This window comes from Nocardia pseudobrasiliensis NBRC 108224 (assembly GCF_001613105.1).
In the GTDB taxonomy this organism is placed as follows: Bacteria; Actinomycetota; Actinomycetes; order Mycobacteriales; family Mycobacteriaceae; genus Nocardia; species Nocardia pseudobrasiliensis.
In genome coordinates this window covers 496,212-511,913 of the sequence record NZ_BDBS01000002.1, presented here as the reverse complement: position 1 = coordinate 511,913, position 15,702 = coordinate 496,212, and the positions used below count along the sequence as shown (strand labels likewise).

The following is a 15,702-nucleotide window of genomic DNA, read 5'->3' as shown; positions in this document are numbered from 1 at the left end:
GTAGTCACCCGCCATCAGTGCTGACGACCAGTTCCGATCGGAGATTTTCGGACGCGAAACGATTGCCGTCCGGTGAACTGAGTGAACCCGATTCGTCGGATTCGTGCCGATCCGGCGAAAGCTTGGCAAAGACAGCCGTTATGCCTGGCCAGACCCGATTTTCGCGGTCACCGTGGGAGCATGGCCATCACCCGGCGCACCTGTTCGGCAATGTTGGCGACCGGCCTGCTCGCACTCGTCGTCGACACCCAACTCCCCCGCGCGAACGCGACCGTGTCCGCGACGAACAAGGTGGCCGTGATCGGCATCGACGGCTGCCTCTACAGCGAGTTGCTCGCCGCGGTCACCCCGAATCTGCAGCGCCTCGCCGCGCGCGGCACGCTCAGCCGCTACTCCATCGCGCCGCATACGACCGTCTCGTGCCCGTCCTGGTCGGCGGTGCTCACCGGCGTCTGGGACACCCGCACCGGCATCTGCGACAACGACGCCACCTGCTCACCGGAACATCTGAGCCGATATCCCACGGTCTTCAATCACATCAAACGCGCTGCGCCCCAACGCAAGACGGCATCGATCGCCACCTGGGACACCATCGGCCGCATCGCGGGCACCGGTGAGCCGCACGCCGATGTGATCATCACCGCGGGCTCGAATCCGTTCGGCACCTACGGCTGCGAGGCCGATATCGATACCGGCACCGCCGCCGCGACGGTCAATGCCATCGGCGAGGGTACGGATTTCGTCTTCACCCATTTCGATCAGGTCGATATCGCCGGACATCGCCTGCGCGCCAGTAACCCCCAGGCCTACCGCGACGCCATCAGCCGCGTGGACATCCTGGTCGGCCGGATCGTCGGCGCGGTCGAACAGCGTTCCCGCACCCACCCCGACGAACGCTGGACCATCCTGGTCACCACCGACCACGGCCACAAACCCGAGGGCGGCCACGGCGGCCAAAGCTCCTACGAGGTAGCCAGTTTCGTGATCGCCCACGGTCCCGACTTCGCGGCCGGACGCAACTACAACGGCTACTCGCTGATCGACATCACCCCGACCGTCCTCGATCTGCTCGGCCTGCCGCCGGCGCCCGATGTGGACGGAAAGTCCCTGCGCGAGGGCGGATCCGGCGATCCGAACGCGACCCCGCCGGACACGCCGGTCGTCGGGCATCCGCTGGATCCCGCCACGACTCGCCTTGCGGCCCTGCCCTTTCCCTACGACGCCGGATGCAAGGTGAGTACCGGGCCGGTCGGGGACTGACCGGCCCGGACCCCGCGGCTCATCCCGCCTGCGCCTCATCGTCGCTGGAACGCATCGCATACACCCGCTCCAGGAAATCGCGGTGCGCCCGCAACGTGGAATCCAGCAGCTCACGCCAGGTGCGCCGATCGATGCGAGCATCGCTGTCCAGCGACGACCGCGAGGCGGGCCGCAACTTATCGATGTGATCGACGATGAAGGTCAGCCGCCGCCGCGGGAACTGCGCGCCGATGCGCGGATTTTCGGTGAGGAAGGTGTCCAGTGCGTAGAGATAGTTGATGGCGCGGTTGTACTCCTCGTCGGTGAGGTGATAGTCCATCCGCTTGATCTCCACGATCCACAGCTCCCCGGAATCGTGCAGCAGGACGAAATCGGGCTCGCGCTTCTCGCTGCCGATCGAGCTGGTGACCAGCGTGAGGCCGAATTTCTGTGCGTACCACCGCTCGAAGCTCGCCCGGACCCGCTTGAGCGATTCGTTCATTCCCAGCGGCGTCCACTCCGGGGCCAGCAGCCAGGGCGCGCGTTCGATCAGTTCCTGGAAGGGCCGCTCGAGCGAGCGACGATCGTCGACGAGCCGACGCAGCCGGTCCACTACCGCGACCCGCTCGCTGGCGATCTGCCCGAGGGAGTAGATCTCGGCCACCCGCGCCCGCTCGAACAGCGCAACCACCACGTCCAGATGCGGATCGCTCTCCTCGGCGATCTCCTTGAGCGTCTCCAACAGACTGCGTTGCGGTCCGAGCGAGAGTGCCAGGCGCACAATGCTTTCCACATGCCCGGGGTCCTCGAGCGCGGGACGGTCCTTGTTCGCCACCAGGATTCGCGCCGCATCGATCACCGAATCGCGGAACATCCTGTCCCCCGGCGCGATCGCCTCGAGAGCGGCGTAGATATGGGACTTCTCGACGAATTCCTCCCATACCCGACGCCGGATCGACCGCTCCCCCATGCGCCCGATCTCCCTGATCAGATCCCGGCCCCAGGACGCGAGCGCCTCCCCGCGCGGCGAATTCCACATGATGTCCTGACGATCCGAACGCACCAGATCCTCATCGCCGTCGAGCCAGTCCACATGGATCGCGCCCACCAGATACGAGCGCAGTTTGTGCTCACCGGTGAATCCGGACGGTATGCCGAAATCCCTTGTCTGCGCGACGATCTTACCGCGGGCGTAAATGCGCACCCCGGCCATCGACTCGTCCCGGTAGGGCTGTTTGGAGTAGGCGACCCAACCCGACACCGGCAGGAGCTGACGCCCCACCGGTACCGGCCGCTGCGCCACATCGATGCGGGTCTCCTCCATCACATCGATGGACAGATCGCTGAGTATGAAGCTCTCGTCGTCCACGGCGCTGTTGCGCACCTCGACCCGCCAATCCGGCCGTTCGATGCCGAACCGCGCGGCCAGTTGACGATTCAGCTCCGGACCCGAGTTCACCCGCTTGCGGAAGAAGTCCCGCAGCACGACCGTCGTCCCGCGATGCGGGCTGAAAGCGCCGTCGCGCGGACCGATTTTCGGGAAGTAGTCGCTCTCGGTGTCGGAGAGCATATCGTCGAGATCCATCACGATATGCGAGACCAACCAGCCCTCGGGCCTGCGATCCTCCGGTCCGCTGCCCGCGGTGATCACCTCGATCGTGCGGCAGATGCCGAAGGCCGCCAGCTTCCCGATCCCCTTGCGGCCCATGACCGGACGGCGACGCTCGCGCGACAGATCCGAACCGGTGCGCAGCCGCCGGTCCGAACCGACCATCAGATAATGCTCGTTGACCTCGTCGGCGGTCATACCGTGACCGTTGTCGGTGACGACGATCTCGTAATGCGCCTCCTCGGCGGCGCGCACGTTTCCGCCCAGTGTCACGCCCCACGGCAGCGCGACCTCCACCGTGGTGGCGTCGGCGTCGTAGGAGTTGGCGATGAGTTCGGCCAGCACGGCCGAAACGCGGTCGTAGAGTTTGATACCCAGCTTGTCGATCGCCAGGCGGCTGATACGCATCGTGTACTTGTGATCGGCCTGCACGTCGTCGCCGTACATATCGGGCCTCCCGCTCGCCCGTGGGGTAGCCGCCGTTCAGCTACCGCTGATCCCATCCTTCGCCGGTCCGTTGACCAGCGGTTGAACGATGAACCACCAGGTGATCACGACCTGATCGCGGATTTGCTGCAGATCTCGGCCCGATTACCGACTGGTCTGGATCTGATGTCCGAAAATCGGCTGCTCGCCACTCGGTTCGCTCGCTAGCATCGCCTGATGACTCTGCGCGCGATCCCGGACCCGATGGACCCCACGGTGGTGGGATCGATCGATGCCGAACTGGATCGAGTCGCGCGCGAGCATCGCGTCCGGATCCCATTGGCTATCGAAAGTGGAAGCCGTGCTTGGGGTTTCCCCTCGCCGGACTCCGATTACGACTGCCGGTTCGTCTATGTCGCGAGCCTGGAGGTCTATCTGTCGCCGTGGCGCACCCGCGATGTGATCGAGACGCCGCTGGTCGGTCTGCTCGATGTGAACGGTTGGGATCTGGCCAAGGCGCTGCGACTGCTGGTGGGCGGCAACGCGGTTCTCATCGAGTGGCTGATGTCACCGATCGTCTACCGCGGCGACGCGTCGTTTCGCGAGCAGCTGCGGGCGCTGGCCGAGGAGGTCGCCGATCGCCATCAGGTGGCGCGGCACTATCTGCATCTGGGGGCGCGGCAGTGGCGGCTGTTCGGTGGGAGTGGATCGCTGAAGAAGGTGTTCTACTCACTGCGTCCGGCGATGGCGTTGCGCTGGCTGGCCGAGCATCCCGGGGCGTCGGTGGCGCCGATGCATCTGCCGACGCTGCTCGAGCAATGCGAGCTTCCGCCGGATCTGGTGACGGCCGTGCGGGAGCTGACCGAGCTGAAGTCGCGCACCCGCGAGATGGGCCGTGGTGGCGTGCCCGCGCCGATCGCGGCGTTCATCGAGGCCGAGTTCGAGCGCGCGGCGGACGCCTATCCCAGGACCTTCCGTGATCTCACGTACGCGAAGGCGGCCACGGCGGCGTTCTTCCGGCAGCAAACTTTTGTCAGCGCCGACGACTAGCGGGAGTTAGCCAGGTCGCGCCCATATTTCCATGGGCATCGGATCCGGCGGTCCCGTGATTATCCCGTGATAAGTGTCACGCCCTCGAAACCGGAGGCGCGAGAGCCGTATATGGAACGGTCCGACCATATTGACCCCAGAAATAGGGCTGCCCCGGGCAGATGCTGCCCGGGGCTGGCCTAATAGTCGCCTATGCGACTATATTCGCAGCTCAGCGACCGAAGGAGCCGGTCCACAGGGTGTCGAGAATGCCGTGGAAAGCGGCACCGAAGGTGCTGAACAGGCCGTTCAGAGCGGCGCTACCGGTGTCGATGATAACGGGGATCATAAATACCTCTCCTTGATGAAAGACCAGATTGACTGGCTGTCATCCACCATATCGAGAGGCCGTCGCCAGCCGTTAACAGAAAATTTCAGACGGTGATCCGGGCAACATTTCCCGCATTCGGGTGAACGGAGTCACCCCGGCAGGATGCGCACGTCCCTGGCCTCGGGACCGGCCTTGGCGCGGCGGATGTCGAACTCCACCCGCTGGCCCTCGATCAGCGAGCGGAAGCCCTCGCCGACGAGTTCGGTGTAGTCGACGAAGACGTCCGGCCCGCCGTCGTCCTCGGCGATGAAGCCGAAACCCTTCTTGCTGTCGAACCACTTCACGGTGCCCCGTGCCATCTCATGTCCTTCACGCGTCCGAGCTGTCGATCCCATCGATCCGGTCCTCGGCCAGTGCCTGCTCATAGGCCGCGCGTAACCGCTGCGAGGGCGGCGGACCACCGCGTTCGGGGCGCGCGAGACCCAAATGCAGCTCGCGCAGTTCGTCCATGAACTCCTCCCACAGCGCCGGCCCGCCCGCCTCGAGCAGCTCCGCGCGCACGCGCAACCGCTTGGTGGTCGGCCGATGCCGCAGGCCCCAGCTGCCCAAGTGTGCCATTACCGGCACGAGTTGGATGGCCGCCTCGGTGAGTCGATATTCGGCCTTCTGCCCCGGCCGGGCCTCGGCCCGGGTCAGCAGCCCCGCCGCCACGAGACGTTTGAGCCGGTCGGACAGGATGTTGGTGGCAATGCCCTCCTCAGATCCGGCCAGCAGCTCGCGAAAGAACCGCCGATTTCCGAACATCACATCCCGCAGCACGAGCAACGTCCACCGATCCCCGATCACCTCGATCGAGGCATTGATGGGACATCCGGACCGCGCATCCATCGCACACCTCCACAGCGTCCAAACCGATTGCGCTATGCAATCGCTGCGCCTATAGTACCGGGTGATTGCAAAACGCAACTGCTTTGAGAGGTGTAGGCCATGCCCAAACTCCGCGTCCACAACATCGCGATCTCCCTCGACGGCTACGTCGCAGGGTCGGATCAGAGCCTCGACAACCCCGTGGGTGTCGGTGGCGAGAGTCTGCACGAGTGGATGTTCCAGACCGCGTACGGCCGCGCGATGACCGGCGAGGCGGGCGGGGAAACCGGCGTCGACAACGACTTCCTGCACGCCGGCGACGAGAATATCGGCGCGACGATCATGGGCCGCAATATGTTCGGCCCGATTCGCGGCGAATGGCCCGACCACACCTGGAATGGCTGGTGGGGCCCGAACCCGCCCTACCACCACCCCACCTTCGTCCTCACCCACCACCCGCGCCCCGCGGTGGAAATGGAGGGCGGCACCACCTTCCATTTCATCGACGACACCCCGCAGGCGGCCTTGAAACGCGCCTTCGACGCCGCCGACGGCAAGGACGTCCGCCTCGCGGGCGGGGCAGCCACGATCCGCCAGTTCCTGCGCGAAAACCTGGTCGACGAACTGCATCTCGCGGTCGTCCCCCTCCTACTCGGCGCGGGCGAACGCCTGTACGACAACCTCGGCAATCTGCCGAATTACGAACTCGCCGAACATGTTTCCTCCGAGAGGGTGACCCACGTCCGCTACGTGCGCATCGCACACTGAGAGTGACAGGTTCGAGCGAGCCCTCGCGCCGACCTCGACTGCCTCCGGGGCAATCGAGGCGGCCTGGTTCAGCTCACCGCCTTCGCTGTATTCGTCTTCGCTACAGCGATTCCGCTGCATCGCGCCTTGATCGCTCGCGGGCACGGCGCTCGCAGCGCCGACGGGTTCGGGGGACGCTAGCGCAGTTCGACGGGGAGTGAATGGAGTCGGCTGCCCATGATGCCTCCCGGAGAGCTGTGCCGGAGGTCGGCGAAGGCGGTGCTGAGTCGGGCGCGGGGGTAGGTGGTGCGGAGGGTTTCGGCGAGGGCGCGGAGTTCCAGGTGGGCCAGTTGGGCCCCGATGCAGTAGTGCGGGCCCGCGCCGAAGGTGAGGTCATTGGCTTCGGGGGTGAGGTGGGCGTTGATGCCCTGGATGTCGATCAGCACTGGGGTATTGGCTGGTAGGCGGATGCCCGCGAGGTCGAGTTCGGTTGCAGTGAAGCGCCACAGGGTGAACGGCGCCGGTGGGTGTTTGCGCAAGGTCTCACGGACGAGTTGGTCATTGTCCGGAGAAGCCGTGGGATCGCCGAGCAGTCGGGCCACCAGGAATCCGACGGTCAGGTCGGTGGTGAGCTGTCCGGCGAACAGGAGGGTGAAGATCTGGTAGTGCAGGTCACGCGGGGTGCTGTCCGCGGGCATGCGTTGCGCGAGTTCGGTTGCGGGCCCGTCGGTGTGGTCGAGCGCTATGCTCGCGAGCTCCGCGAAGCCGCTCATCGCCCGGCCGACATTGGCCGGGTAGTCGACGTGCATGAGGTGGCAGGCCCCGATCGCGGCGTCGATGTGGCGCGGCGGAATGGCGAGTAGATCGCACAGGATGGTCAGCGGATATCGGGTGGTGAAATCGTCTACCAGGTCGACCTTTCCGGGCCCCAGATCGTCGAGCAGATTCTCGGCGACGGCCTTCATCCGCGGATAGGCCGCCCGCATACGAGCCGCACTGAACAGCGGCGCGAACGCGCGCCGCAATCGCATATGCGACTCCCCGTCGAGCGTGGTCACCGACATTTGTTCGGCCGCAGTCGGTTCCAGACCCGCCGTGCGGGCATCCCACCGCTCCGGCGCGAGCGCGGGATCCTTGGCGAACCGAGCGTCGGCCAATACCTCGCGCGCCAGCTCGGCATCGGTGACGATCCAGACCGACCCGCCCGCCGGGGCCTCGGTCCGAACGACGGGACCCCCTCGGCGCATCGCGATGCGTTCCGGGTCAGGGACATTCAGCGGACGGGCCTGGGTCGAGAACGGGCAACTCACGGTGGGCGAATTCGGCATGGCGACTTCCCTGTTGACGATTGCGACCCTCGAAAGATAGCTGCGTTACGCAGCGACTGCAATACACAGATTGTGCGTACTGCATCGACTGCGCAGCACAGTATGCTGACACACTCGAGGAGGCTTGATGACGCAATCGCAAAAGAACCTACGCACCGAGGTCCTGCGGGCCATCGCCCGCTGGCAGATCCCGATCGTCCAGCTCAACGGCATGATCGCCGAACACGTCGGCCTGAACTGGACCGACCTGCAGGCGCTCTACGTCCTGGCCAATCAGGGACCCGCCACCCCCGGCGAGCTGGCCCGCCGAGTCAATCTGACCAGCGGTTCGGCCTCGCGCATGATCGAGCGGCTGGTCCAATCGGGCTTCGTCCGCCGCATCCCCGACCGACACGATCGCCGAAAGGTCCTGATCGAACCGGACGACAAGGCGATCGAACGAATCGGCGCGCTCTACGACAACCTGAACAACAGCCACCTCCACGATCTGGAGGGCCTCGACCGATCCGAACTGACCACCTTGCTGCGATTCATCGAAGCCGCCACCCAGCGAACCGAAGACGAGATCCGGGACTTCCCGCACCAGTCCTGACCTGCGCGCAGAGATGCGGGAATCGGCGGAGCTCGCCAGGCTCGCCGATCAGGGACGGAGGTGTCGGATCTGATCGGGTTTCGACTGTTCCAAGGACGCACGGCCCGAGAGATGTTCCGGGACACCGACTTCCCACCAGGCGCCGGATTCGGTCCAGGCGGAGGGTTGGGTGCGGATGATCACGACAGCGGGCCGGGATTGGGCGACGGCGGCGGACCGGGCGTGGGCGTAGGCGTTGCGGAATCCGTTCAGGTCGGCGGCGGTGAAGACCGCGCAGCCCAGCGAGTGGGCGTGGGCGGCGAAGTCGACCCGCGGCGGGCGGGTGTGATTGGTGCGGCAGTCGGGATAGAAGTTGTTGAACGCGTTGCCGCCCTGATTCTCCTGCAACCGCGCGATGACCGCGTATCCGTCGTTATCGCAGACGACCGCGACCAGCGGATGTCCGGCGAAGGCCGCCGAGAACAGCTCGGAGTTGAGCATCAGATACGACCCGTCCCCGAGCATGGTGGTGACCAGTCCGCGCCGATGCGCCAGGGCCGCGCCCCACGCACCGGCGAGTTCGTAACCCATACAGGAGAATCCGTACTCCACGTCCATCGTCGGCTCACCGCCGTGCGCACGCCAGCCGCCGATCAGTTCCCCCGGCAGACCACCCGAGGCGGTCATCACATAATCGGTGGGTTCGCTCAGATCATTGACGGCCCCCACGATCTGGGCATAGCTCGGAATCCCCGCGGCCGGTGCCCGCAGCTTATCGATATAGCTGTCCCATTCGCCCCGTACCGCGGCGGCCCGCCCGGTCCAGCCCCGATCCACCTGCCAGTCGGCCATCGGCACAGCCAAATCCCCCAGCGTCGCACCGACATCGCCGACCACCGCCAGCGCGCCGTGTTTGACGGCATCGAAGCGGGCGGCGTTCACGCTGACCAGCCGGACATCCGGCGCGAAGACCGTCCAGGACGCGGTCGTGAAGTCCTGCAACCGAGTTCCCAGCGCAAGCACCAGATCCGCTTCGGCCGCAACGGTATTCGCCGAGGCCGATCCGGTGATGCCCAGCGGCCCGGCGTACAGCGGATGATCGTGGCGCACGAGTGTGCGCCCCGCCGTGGTCTCGGTGATGGGAATTCCGTGGCGCTCGGCGAAGTCCACGGCTCGCTGCCCCGCTCCGGAATAACGCACTCCGCCGCCGAGTACCAGCAGAGGCCGCTCCGATGCCCGCAGCGCCAGCGCGGCCTCGGCGAGCACCCGGTGGTCCGGTCGCACGCGCTGTACGCGATGTACGACCGGTTCGAACAAACTGTCGGGGAAATCGAAGGTTTCGGCCTGTACATCCTGCGGCAGTGCCAGGGTGACAGGTCCCGCGTCCGCGGCATCGGTGAGCACGCGGGCCACCTGCGGCAGGGTCGCGATCAGCTGTTCGGGCCGGGTGAGGCGATCGAAGTACCGGCTCACCGCCCGGAACGCGTCGTTGACGGTGGCGGTCGCGTCGCCGAAATGCTCCACCTGCTGCAACACCGGATCCGGCGCGCGGCTGACGAAGGTGTCGCCCGGAAGCAGTAGCAGCGGAAGCCGATTCGCATGGGCGACACCGGCGGCGGTCACCATGTTCAGCGCGCCCGGCCCGATCGAGGAGGTCGCGACGCCGACCTGACGCCGATGCGTCGCCTTGGCCAGACCGACCGCGGCCAGCGCCATCCCCTGTTCGGTATGCCCGCGCCAGACCGGCATCACATCGCGCCGCTCCTCCAGCGCGGTACCCAATCCGAGCACATTGCCGTGCCCGAAGATCGCGAAAACCGCCGGGAACAGCGGCACCTCGCGACCGTCCAGAGTTTCGGAATGCTGAGCGATCATCCAGGCGACGAGTGCTTGCGCGGTGGTCAGTTTCATCGGAATCGCCCCTCGTTCATGGAGTAGTTCGTCCGCCGGCATCGGTGACGGGGCATCGGATATCGGTCGCTACACCGGCCCAGCTGTCGCGTACCCAACCGTGCGCCGGATCGTCACAGAACGCCATCGACCGCTCCGGCGCGGGCCCGGCGAGGATGTTGAGGTAGTACATCGGATAGCCCGGTGCGGCGATGCAGGGACCGTGATAGCCGTGCGGCACGAGGAAGACATCACCGTCGCGGACCGCCACGTTCTCGTCCAGTGTGCCATCCGCGGTATAGGTGCGGTGCAGGCCGAAACCCTCCCGCGACGGGGTGATTCCGTCACGCCCGGCAATGCGGAAGTAGTAGATCTCCTCGTTGACCACCTCGCACTCGTTCGCCTCGTCGTGCTTGTGCGGCGGATAGGACGACCAGTTTCCGTCCGGGGTGATGAGCTCACAGGCGTTCAACTTGTCGGCGTGCTCCCACACCCCGGGCACCCCGAAATTGGTAACCTGCCGACTGGCCTGCCCCGCGCCGCGCACCTCGACCGGAACATCCTCTGCGGCACCGTATTTCGCCTCCAGCCGCCGCGTGCAGCGCGCCATCGGCAGCGCGATCTCGGCGTCTCGATCGGCCCACAGCTCCACCTCGGCCTCGCGCGGCACGTAGGCGAAATCGGTGACGCGGGTGAAAACCGAATCCCGCCCGGCCAATTCGAATACCAGACCGTCGACCCGCACGGTGCAGGAACCCGCCAGCGGCAGAACGAATGCCTCGTACTCCCCCGTGTGCACGACCCGCGCCCGCCCCGCCGTCAACCGCAGCACCCTGAGGCCGGTGTAGTTCCACCCCGCGCCCTCGGCGCTCAGCAGGATGGGATCGTCCCCGTCGCTCAGGGTTCCGTCGGGATGATGCAGTGTGCTCATTGCGCCTCCTTCAACACCCGCGCCGCCGCCTCGACCGCCCCGGCGACATCGCCGTCCGGCGGGTACAGCAGGCTGCGGCCGATGACCAATCCGCGAGCGACATCGTGTCCCAGGGCGCTACCCCAGGACGCCAGGTCGGCGTCGATATCACCCGATGGCGCGCCGCCTAGTACCACCACCGGAAGCGTGGTGGCGTCCAGTACCGAAAGATCCTCCGGAGCCGGGATTTTCAACCAGGTATGCGATGAGGTGACGCCCAGCCCCGAGGCGATGGTGATCGCCCGCTGCAGTGAAGCGGCGTCCTTGTGCATGACCAGCGAGCCGGACGAATCCCGGTGATAGGGCAGCGGTTCCACCATCGCCATCAACCCGTGCACGGCCAGTTCCGACACCGCCCGCGCACAGGCGTGCAGGGTGGGTATCGTCCCCGGATCCGAATCCACCAGTCGCAGCAGCATCTTTCCGCCGTCGAGACGGAATTGAACCAGGGATTCGGCATCGTAGCCGGTGAAGCGATCGTCGATCTCCCAGTCCGCGCCCGCCAGCCCGCCCCGGTTCATCGAGCCGATGACGACCTTGTCGTGCAGCGCGTCCAGCAGCAATAGTTCCTCGACGATATCCGGGGAGCCCAGCACCCCGTCGACCGCCGGATTGTCCAGCGCGATCAGCAGGCGCTCCAACAGCATTCGCCGATCCGCCATGGCCGTGCGGTCCGACCCCACCCCCAACGCGCCGCGCGCCGGATGGTCGGCCGCCACCAGGAACAGCGTCCCCTGCCCCGAAGGCAGAACGGGCCGTCGTCGCCGGTCCGCATAGGCCCGCTGCACCGCCCCGGGATCCGCGGCCCGCACGCGCAACAGTTCGTACCACCGTTCATCGGTCAGATACATGCCACCTCCCACGACCGCACCGTCAAGGCCGTCTCCTCTCCGCCACCTCGCCACCACATCGTCAGCCGCACAACATCTCCTCGATCTCCGCGGCGGTGGGCATCGCATCGGCGCAGGCCAATCGCGCGGCCACCAGCGCTCCCGCGGCATTCGCATACGACGCGATACGCCGCGGCTCCCAACCCGACAGCAGCCCGTGCACCAGCGCTCCCCCGAATCCGTCGCCCGCACCCAGCCCGCACACCACCTCCACCCGGCACGGCGACACGGTCCATCGCTCGGACGGGGTCGCGACCAGAACGCCGTCGGCGCCCCGTTTGATCACCGCCAGGTCGACCCCGCGGGCCAGCAGACGGTCGGCGGCCTCGTCGGGATCGGCACTGCCGACCGCGACCTCGACCTCGGTGCGATTGCCGACCACGGTATTCACGTGATCGAGCATCCAGCCGATCTCGCGCCGCGCGGTCGTCGCATCCGGCCAGAACATCGGCCGATAGTCCAGATCCAGCACCGTATGACCGAACTTCCCGCGACGCTCGAGAATCCGCCGCTGCGTCGAGCGGCCGGGTTCGGCGCTCACACCGGTCCCGGTCACCCACAGCAGCGGCACGGATTCGACCACGTCCCACGGCACTTCGTCCTCGGTAAGCGTGAGATCCGGCGCGATCGGGGCCCGATAGAACAGCAGCGGCGGATCGGCGGGCGGATTCAGCTCGCAGAACACCACGGGCGTCAGCAGATCCGGCGCGGTGCCCACATAGCGGGCCGAGACGCCGAAATCCTCCAGTGCGCCGCGCACATAGTCCCCGAACCCGTCGGGCCCCACCTTCGTCAGCACCGCGCTGCGCCGTCCCAATCGGGCCGCGGCCACCGCCACATTGGTCGCGGTCCCGCCGAGTGATTTCGCGAACGACTGCACCCGCGCCAGGCTCACCCCACTCTGTTGCGGATACAGGTCCACCCCGACCCGCCCGATCGTCAATGCCTCGAGGCCGGTCACTGCACAACCCTTTGCAATTCGTGCTGCAGCGCGTCCAATTCGGCCCCACCGGCCATCTGCCTGGTCAGCTCCGGCAGATCGATATCGGACTTCTCGTAGGCGCCGAGCATCGCGCCGCGCTTGAGCAGCAGGAACCGATCGCCGACCGGATAGGCGTGGTGCGGATTGTGAGTGATGAGCACGACGCCGAGCCCGCGGTCACGAGCCTGTACGACGTAGCGCAGCACCACCCCGGCCTGTTTGACGCCGAGCGCCGCGGTCGGCTCGTCGAGGATCAAGACCTTCGCGCCGTAGTGCACCGCCCGCGCGATCGCGATGCACTGACGCTGACCGCCGGACAGCGTGCCGACCGGCTGCTCCATATCGCGCAGCTCTATACCCATGTCCGACAGGGCCTTCCGGGTGATCTCATGGCCCTTGCGTCGATCCAGAAATCGCAGCGGACCCAGGCCGAAGGTGGGTTCGGACCCGAGCACGAAATTGCGCCACACGCTCATCAACGGCACCACCGCGAGATCCTGGTACACCGTGGCGATGCCCCGGTCCAGGGATTCGCGCGGGGAGGCGAACTTCGTGACCTGGCCGTCGATCTTCAGCTCGCCCGCATCGTGCTGATGCACCCCCGCCAGAATCTTGATGAGCGTCGACTTGCCAGCGCCGTTGTCACCGAGCACACAGGTCACCTCGCCCGCGTTGACGACCGTGGACACATCCTGCAGCGCGACCACGCCGCCGTAACTCTTTCCGATACCGATGGTTTCGATCAGCGGAGCCGTCATCGACGTACCCTTTCCGCGCGCTTCTTGAATGCGTTGTTCACCAGCACCGCCGACAGCAGCAGTACGCCGAGGAACAACATGAACCAGTCGCTGTCCCAGCGCGCGAATACGATGCCCTGGCGCGCCATGCCGAAGATCAACGCGCCGATCGCCGCGCCGATCACCGACCCGAAGCCGCCGGTCAGCAGGCAACCACCCACCACCGCCGCGATGATGTACTGAAACTCCAGTCCCACACCCTGATTGGCCTGCACGCTCGCGAACCGCAGGATATTGCAGGAGCCGACCACCCATCCGGCGAAGGCGGTCGTCATGAACAGCAGGATCTTCGTCCGCACCGCCGGAACACCGACCGCGCGAGCACTGACCAGCGACCCGCCGACCGCGAAGATCCAGTTGCCGAACCGGGTTCGCACCAGTACCAGCGCCGCGATGGCGGTGAGCACGATCCACCACACCACCGACGCCTGGATGCGGGCGTCGCCGATATTGGTGGTGGAGGCGAAAACCCATCCCGCCGAGGAATATCCGGGGGCCGATCGAATACCGGAGACCTGCACGGTGCCGGTGATCAGCCGGGTGACGCCGAGATTGAGACCCTGCAGCGCGAGGAAGGTGCCCAGAGTGACGATGAAGCTGGGCAACCCGGTCCGCATCACGACCCAGCCGTTGAGCGCGCCCACCGCCAGCGCGAACAGCAGCGAAACCAGGAGCGCCAACCAGACGTTCCAGCCCGCGTGCACCGCGAGCAGCGCGGTCACCAGTGCGGTGGACGCGGTCATCACACCGGCGGACAGATCGAATTCGCCGCCGATCATCAACATCGCGACCGCGACGGCCATGATCCCCAGCGTCGACGCGTCGTCGAGCCAGGTGGCCACGCCGAGCGCACTCAGGAATCGGTCGGTGATGATCGAGAAGAACAGGAACACCACCAGCGCACCGAGCGCGGACCCGATCTCGGGTCGCACGATCATCCGGTTCAGCAGCGACGGTCCGGGTTCCGGTTTACTGGGTGCCGGCTGGGAGACCGTTGTGGCAACACTCATTTCATCCACTCCTGTCCTCAGCGGGTGCCCTGGGCGACGAGCTTGGCGATGGCGTCGACATTGCCCTTGTCGACGAAGGCCGGTCCGGTCTGCACCGGCGCACCGCCACCGACCGTATTGAGATTGGTTCGGTAGGCCTGCAGCATCACCACCGGTAGATAGCCCTGCTCGTACTGCTGCTGATCCACCGCGAACAGCAGTTTGCCCGCCCGGATCGCGTCCACCACATCGGAGTTGAGATCGAAGGTGGCCACCGTGGCCGTGGCATGCGATTCGTCGACCGCCGACACCGCCCGTGCGGCGATCTGCGAATTGAGGGTCAACACCGCGTCGATGCCGCGGTCGGCCTCGAGCGCGCCCTTGATGCGCGATTGCACATCGGTGGGGTTGTTGATGTCGACCTGCAAGGTGGCGGCATTGCCGAAACCCTGGGTCGCGCCGGCGCAGCGATCGTTGGCGCCGATATTGCCCGCCTCGTGGATGACGCAGAGCATCTTCGTCTTCCCGGCGTCCTTGAGCCGCTTACCCGCCGCCTGTCCCGCCGATCGCTCACTCTGCCCGACATGGCCGATGGCGCCGAACGCCGCACTGTCGGATTCACCGGAGTTGATGGTGACCACCGGGATTCCCGCGGATACCGCGCGCTCCACCGACGGGCGCAGCGCCTCCGGATTGGCCATCGACACAACCAGACCGCCGACGCCCTGGGCTATCGCGTTATCGATGAGCTTGGCCTGCTGACCGGGATCACCCGCGGAGTTGTACTCGACGCGCACGCCGAGATCCTTACCCGCGGCCTCGGCGCCGTTCTTGACCACATTCCAGAAGGCGTCGCCGGGCGTGCCGTGCGTGACGACCGCGACCGAGCTCAATGTGCCCGCGGCGACGGGGGTCTCGGTCTGGTTGACAGGCGCGTCGGCACCCGGTCCGCTGCATGCGGCGAGTACCACACCGACGGCCAACCACGGCAGGCTGCGCCACCGGCGGCGCGCTGTCGACATCGTTGTCATGGATTC

Annotated in this window: 15 protein-coding genes; 4 read left to right on the top strand and 11 right to left on the bottom strand. The window is 66.4% G+C overall.

Annotated elements, in window-relative coordinates; all coding sequences use genetic code 11:
• The first annotated feature begins 180 nt into the window (after positions 1–180).
• The gene (locus NP4_RS03765; protein ID WP_067991708.1) at positions 181–1,260 is read left to right on the top strand and encodes an alkaline phosphatase family protein; all 1,080 of its coding nucleotides are present in this window, start codon (positions 181–183) and stop codon (positions 1,258–1,260) included.
• Positions 1,261–1,279: 19 nt separating this feature from the next.
• Here the strand turns inward: NP4_RS03765 and NP4_RS03760 are convergent, their stop codons facing one another.
• Positions 1,280–3,295: an ATP-binding protein gene (locus tag NP4_RS03760; RefSeq protein ID WP_211335738.1), complete on the bottom strand. Its 2,016-nt coding sequence runs from the start codon at positions 3,293–3,295 to the stop codon at positions 1,280–1,282.
• Between the two features lie 216 nt (positions 3,296–3,511).
• Between NP4_RS03760 and NP4_RS03755 the strand changes: the two genes are divergently transcribed.
• Positions 3,512–4,324: a nucleotidyltransferase domain-containing protein gene (locus NP4_RS03755; protein ID WP_067991705.1), complete on the top strand. Its 813-nt coding sequence runs from the start codon at positions 3,512–3,514 to the stop codon at positions 4,322–4,324.
• A 459-nt stretch (positions 4,325–4,783) separates the two neighbouring features.
• Here the strand turns inward: NP4_RS03755 and NP4_RS03750 are convergent, their stop codons facing one another.
• Together NP4_RS03750 and NP4_RS03745 are read right to left on the bottom strand one after the other, a co-directional pair.
• Positions 4,784–4,993, bottom strand: a complete 210-nt coding sequence (locus tag NP4_RS03750; protein WP_067991702.1) for a cold-shock protein — start codon at positions 4,991–4,993, stop codon at positions 4,784–4,786.
• Between the two features lie 10 nt (positions 4,994–5,003).
• Positions 5,004–5,522: a winged helix-turn-helix transcriptional regulator gene (locus NP4_RS03745; protein WP_067991699.1), complete on the bottom strand. Its 519-nt coding sequence runs from the start codon at positions 5,520–5,522 to the stop codon at positions 5,004–5,006.
• Between the two features lie 99 nt (positions 5,523–5,621).
• On the opposite strand from NP4_RS03745, the gene NP4_RS03740 reads away from it, so the two are divergent.
• Entirely contained in the window at positions 5,622–6,269 is a 648-nt protein-coding gene (locus tag NP4_RS03740; protein WP_067991697.1) for a dihydrofolate reductase family protein, read from the top strand.
• A gap of 176 nt (positions 6,270–6,445) precedes the next feature.
• Here the strand turns inward: NP4_RS03740 and NP4_RS03735 are convergent, their stop codons facing one another.
• Complete coding sequence (locus NP4_RS03735; RefSeq protein WP_067991694.1) at positions 6,446–7,576, bottom strand: cytochrome P450 family protein; 1,131 nt, start codon at positions 7,574–7,576, stop codon at positions 6,446–6,448.
• A 127-nt stretch (positions 7,577–7,703) separates the two neighbouring features.
• Here NP4_RS03735 and NP4_RS03730 point away from each other — a divergent pair, with 127 nt between their 5' ends.
• Complete coding sequence (locus tag NP4_RS03730; protein WP_067991692.1) at positions 7,704–8,168, top strand: MarR family winged helix-turn-helix transcriptional regulator; 465 nt, start codon at positions 7,704–7,706, stop codon at positions 8,166–8,168.
• A 48-nt stretch (positions 8,169–8,216) separates the two neighbouring features.
• Here the strand turns inward: NP4_RS03730 and iolD are convergent, their stop codons facing one another.
• From iolD to NP4_RS03695, 7 genes are all read right to left on the bottom strand, one after another.
• On the bottom strand, positions 8,217–10,058 hold the full coding sequence (gene iolD / locus NP4_RS03725) for a 3D-(3,5/4)-trihydroxycyclohexane-1,2-dione acylhydrolase (decyclizing) (protein ID WP_067992107.1): 1,842 nt from the start codon (positions 10,056–10,058) through the stop codon (positions 8,217–8,219).
• 16 nt (positions 10,059–10,074) lie between these two features.
• A complete protein-coding gene (iolB, locus tag NP4_RS03720; protein ID WP_067991690.1) occupies positions 10,075–10,968 on the bottom strand; it encodes a 5-deoxy-glucuronate isomerase in 894 nt (297 codons plus the stop codon).
• On the bottom strand, positions 10,965–11,858 hold the full coding sequence (locus NP4_RS03715; RefSeq protein ID WP_067991683.1) for a Cgl0159 family (beta/alpha)8-fold protein: 894 nt from the start codon (positions 11,856–11,858) through the stop codon (positions 10,965–10,967). Before NP4_RS03715 ends, iolB begins: the two co-directional genes overlap by 4 nt.
• Positions 11,859–11,919: 61 nt before the next feature.
• Entirely contained in the window at positions 11,920–12,858 is a 939-nt protein-coding gene (gene iolC, locus NP4_RS03710) for a 5-dehydro-2-deoxygluconokinase (protein WP_067991680.1), read from the bottom strand.
• Positions 12,855–13,637, bottom strand: a complete 783-nt coding sequence (locus tag NP4_RS03705; RefSeq protein WP_067991678.1) for an ATP-binding cassette domain-containing protein — start codon at positions 13,635–13,637, stop codon at positions 12,855–12,857. Before NP4_RS03705 ends, iolC begins: the two co-directional genes overlap by 4 nt.
• Entirely contained in the window at positions 13,634–14,686 is a 1,053-nt protein-coding gene (locus tag NP4_RS03700) for an ABC transporter permease (RefSeq protein WP_067992104.1), read from the bottom strand. Before NP4_RS03700 ends, NP4_RS03705 begins: the two co-directional genes overlap by 4 nt.
• A gap of 17 nt (positions 14,687–14,703) precedes the next feature.
• Positions 14,704–15,696 carry a sugar ABC transporter substrate-binding protein gene (locus tag NP4_RS03695; protein ID WP_067991676.1) on the bottom strand — a complete coding sequence of 331 codons (993 nt, stop codon included), beginning with the start codon at positions 15,694–15,696 and terminating at the stop codon, positions 14,704–14,706.
• Positions 15,697–15,702 lie beyond the last annotated feature (6 nt).

What these genes read in the sequence shown, in the direction of transcription:
- NP4_RS03695 (WP_067991676.1), bottom strand. Translation starts at nt 15,696, where the DNA reads ATGACAACGATGTCGACAGCGCGCCGCCGGTGGCGCAGCCTGCCGTGG.
- NP4_RS03765 (WP_067991708.1), top strand. Translation starts at nt 181, where the DNA reads ATGGCCATCACCCGGCGCACCTGTTCGGCAATGTTGGCGACCGGCCTG.
- NP4_RS03700 (WP_067992104.1), bottom strand. Translation starts at nt 14,686, where the DNA reads ATGAGTGTTGCCACAACGGTCTCCCAGCCGGCACCCAGTAAACCGGAA.
- NP4_RS03705 (WP_067991678.1), bottom strand. Translation starts at nt 13,637, where the DNA reads ATGACGGCTCCGCTGATCGAAACCATCGGTATCGGAAAGAGTTACGGC.
- NP4_RS03760 (WP_211335738.1), bottom strand. Translation starts at nt 3,295, where the DNA reads ATGTACGGCGACGACGTGCAGGCCGATCACAAGTACACGATGCGTATC.
- NP4_RS03755 (WP_067991705.1), top strand. Translation starts at nt 3,512, where the DNA reads ATGACTCTGCGCGCGATCCCGGACCCGATGGACCCCACGGTGGTGGGA.
- NP4_RS03715 (WP_067991683.1), bottom strand. Translation starts at nt 11,858, where the DNA reads ATGTATCTGACCGATGAACGGTGGTACGAACTGTTGCGCGTGCGGGCC.
- iolB (WP_067991690.1), bottom strand. Translation starts at nt 10,968, where the DNA reads ATGAGCACACTGCATCATCCCGACGGAACCCTGAGCGACGGGGACGAT.
- NP4_RS03745 (WP_067991699.1), bottom strand. Translation starts at nt 5,522, where the DNA reads ATGGATGCGCGGTCCGGATGTCCCATCAATGCCTCGATCGAGGTGATC.
- NP4_RS03730 (WP_067991692.1), top strand. Translation starts at nt 7,704, where the DNA reads ATGACGCAATCGCAAAAGAACCTACGCACCGAGGTCCTGCGGGCCATC.
- NP4_RS03735 (WP_067991694.1), bottom strand. Translation starts at nt 7,576, where the DNA reads ATGCCGAATTCGCCCACCGTGAGTTGCCCGTTCTCGACCCAGGCCCGT.
- NP4_RS03750 (WP_067991702.1), bottom strand. Translation starts at nt 4,993, where the DNA reads ATGGCACGGGGCACCGTGAAGTGGTTCGACAGCAAGAAGGGTTTCGGC.
- NP4_RS03740 (WP_067991697.1), top strand. Translation starts at nt 5,622, where the DNA reads ATGCCCAAACTCCGCGTCCACAACATCGCGATCTCCCTCGACGGCTAC.
- iolD (WP_067992107.1), bottom strand. Translation starts at nt 10,058, where the DNA reads ATGAAACTGACCACCGCGCAAGCACTCGTCGCCTGGATGATCGCTCAG.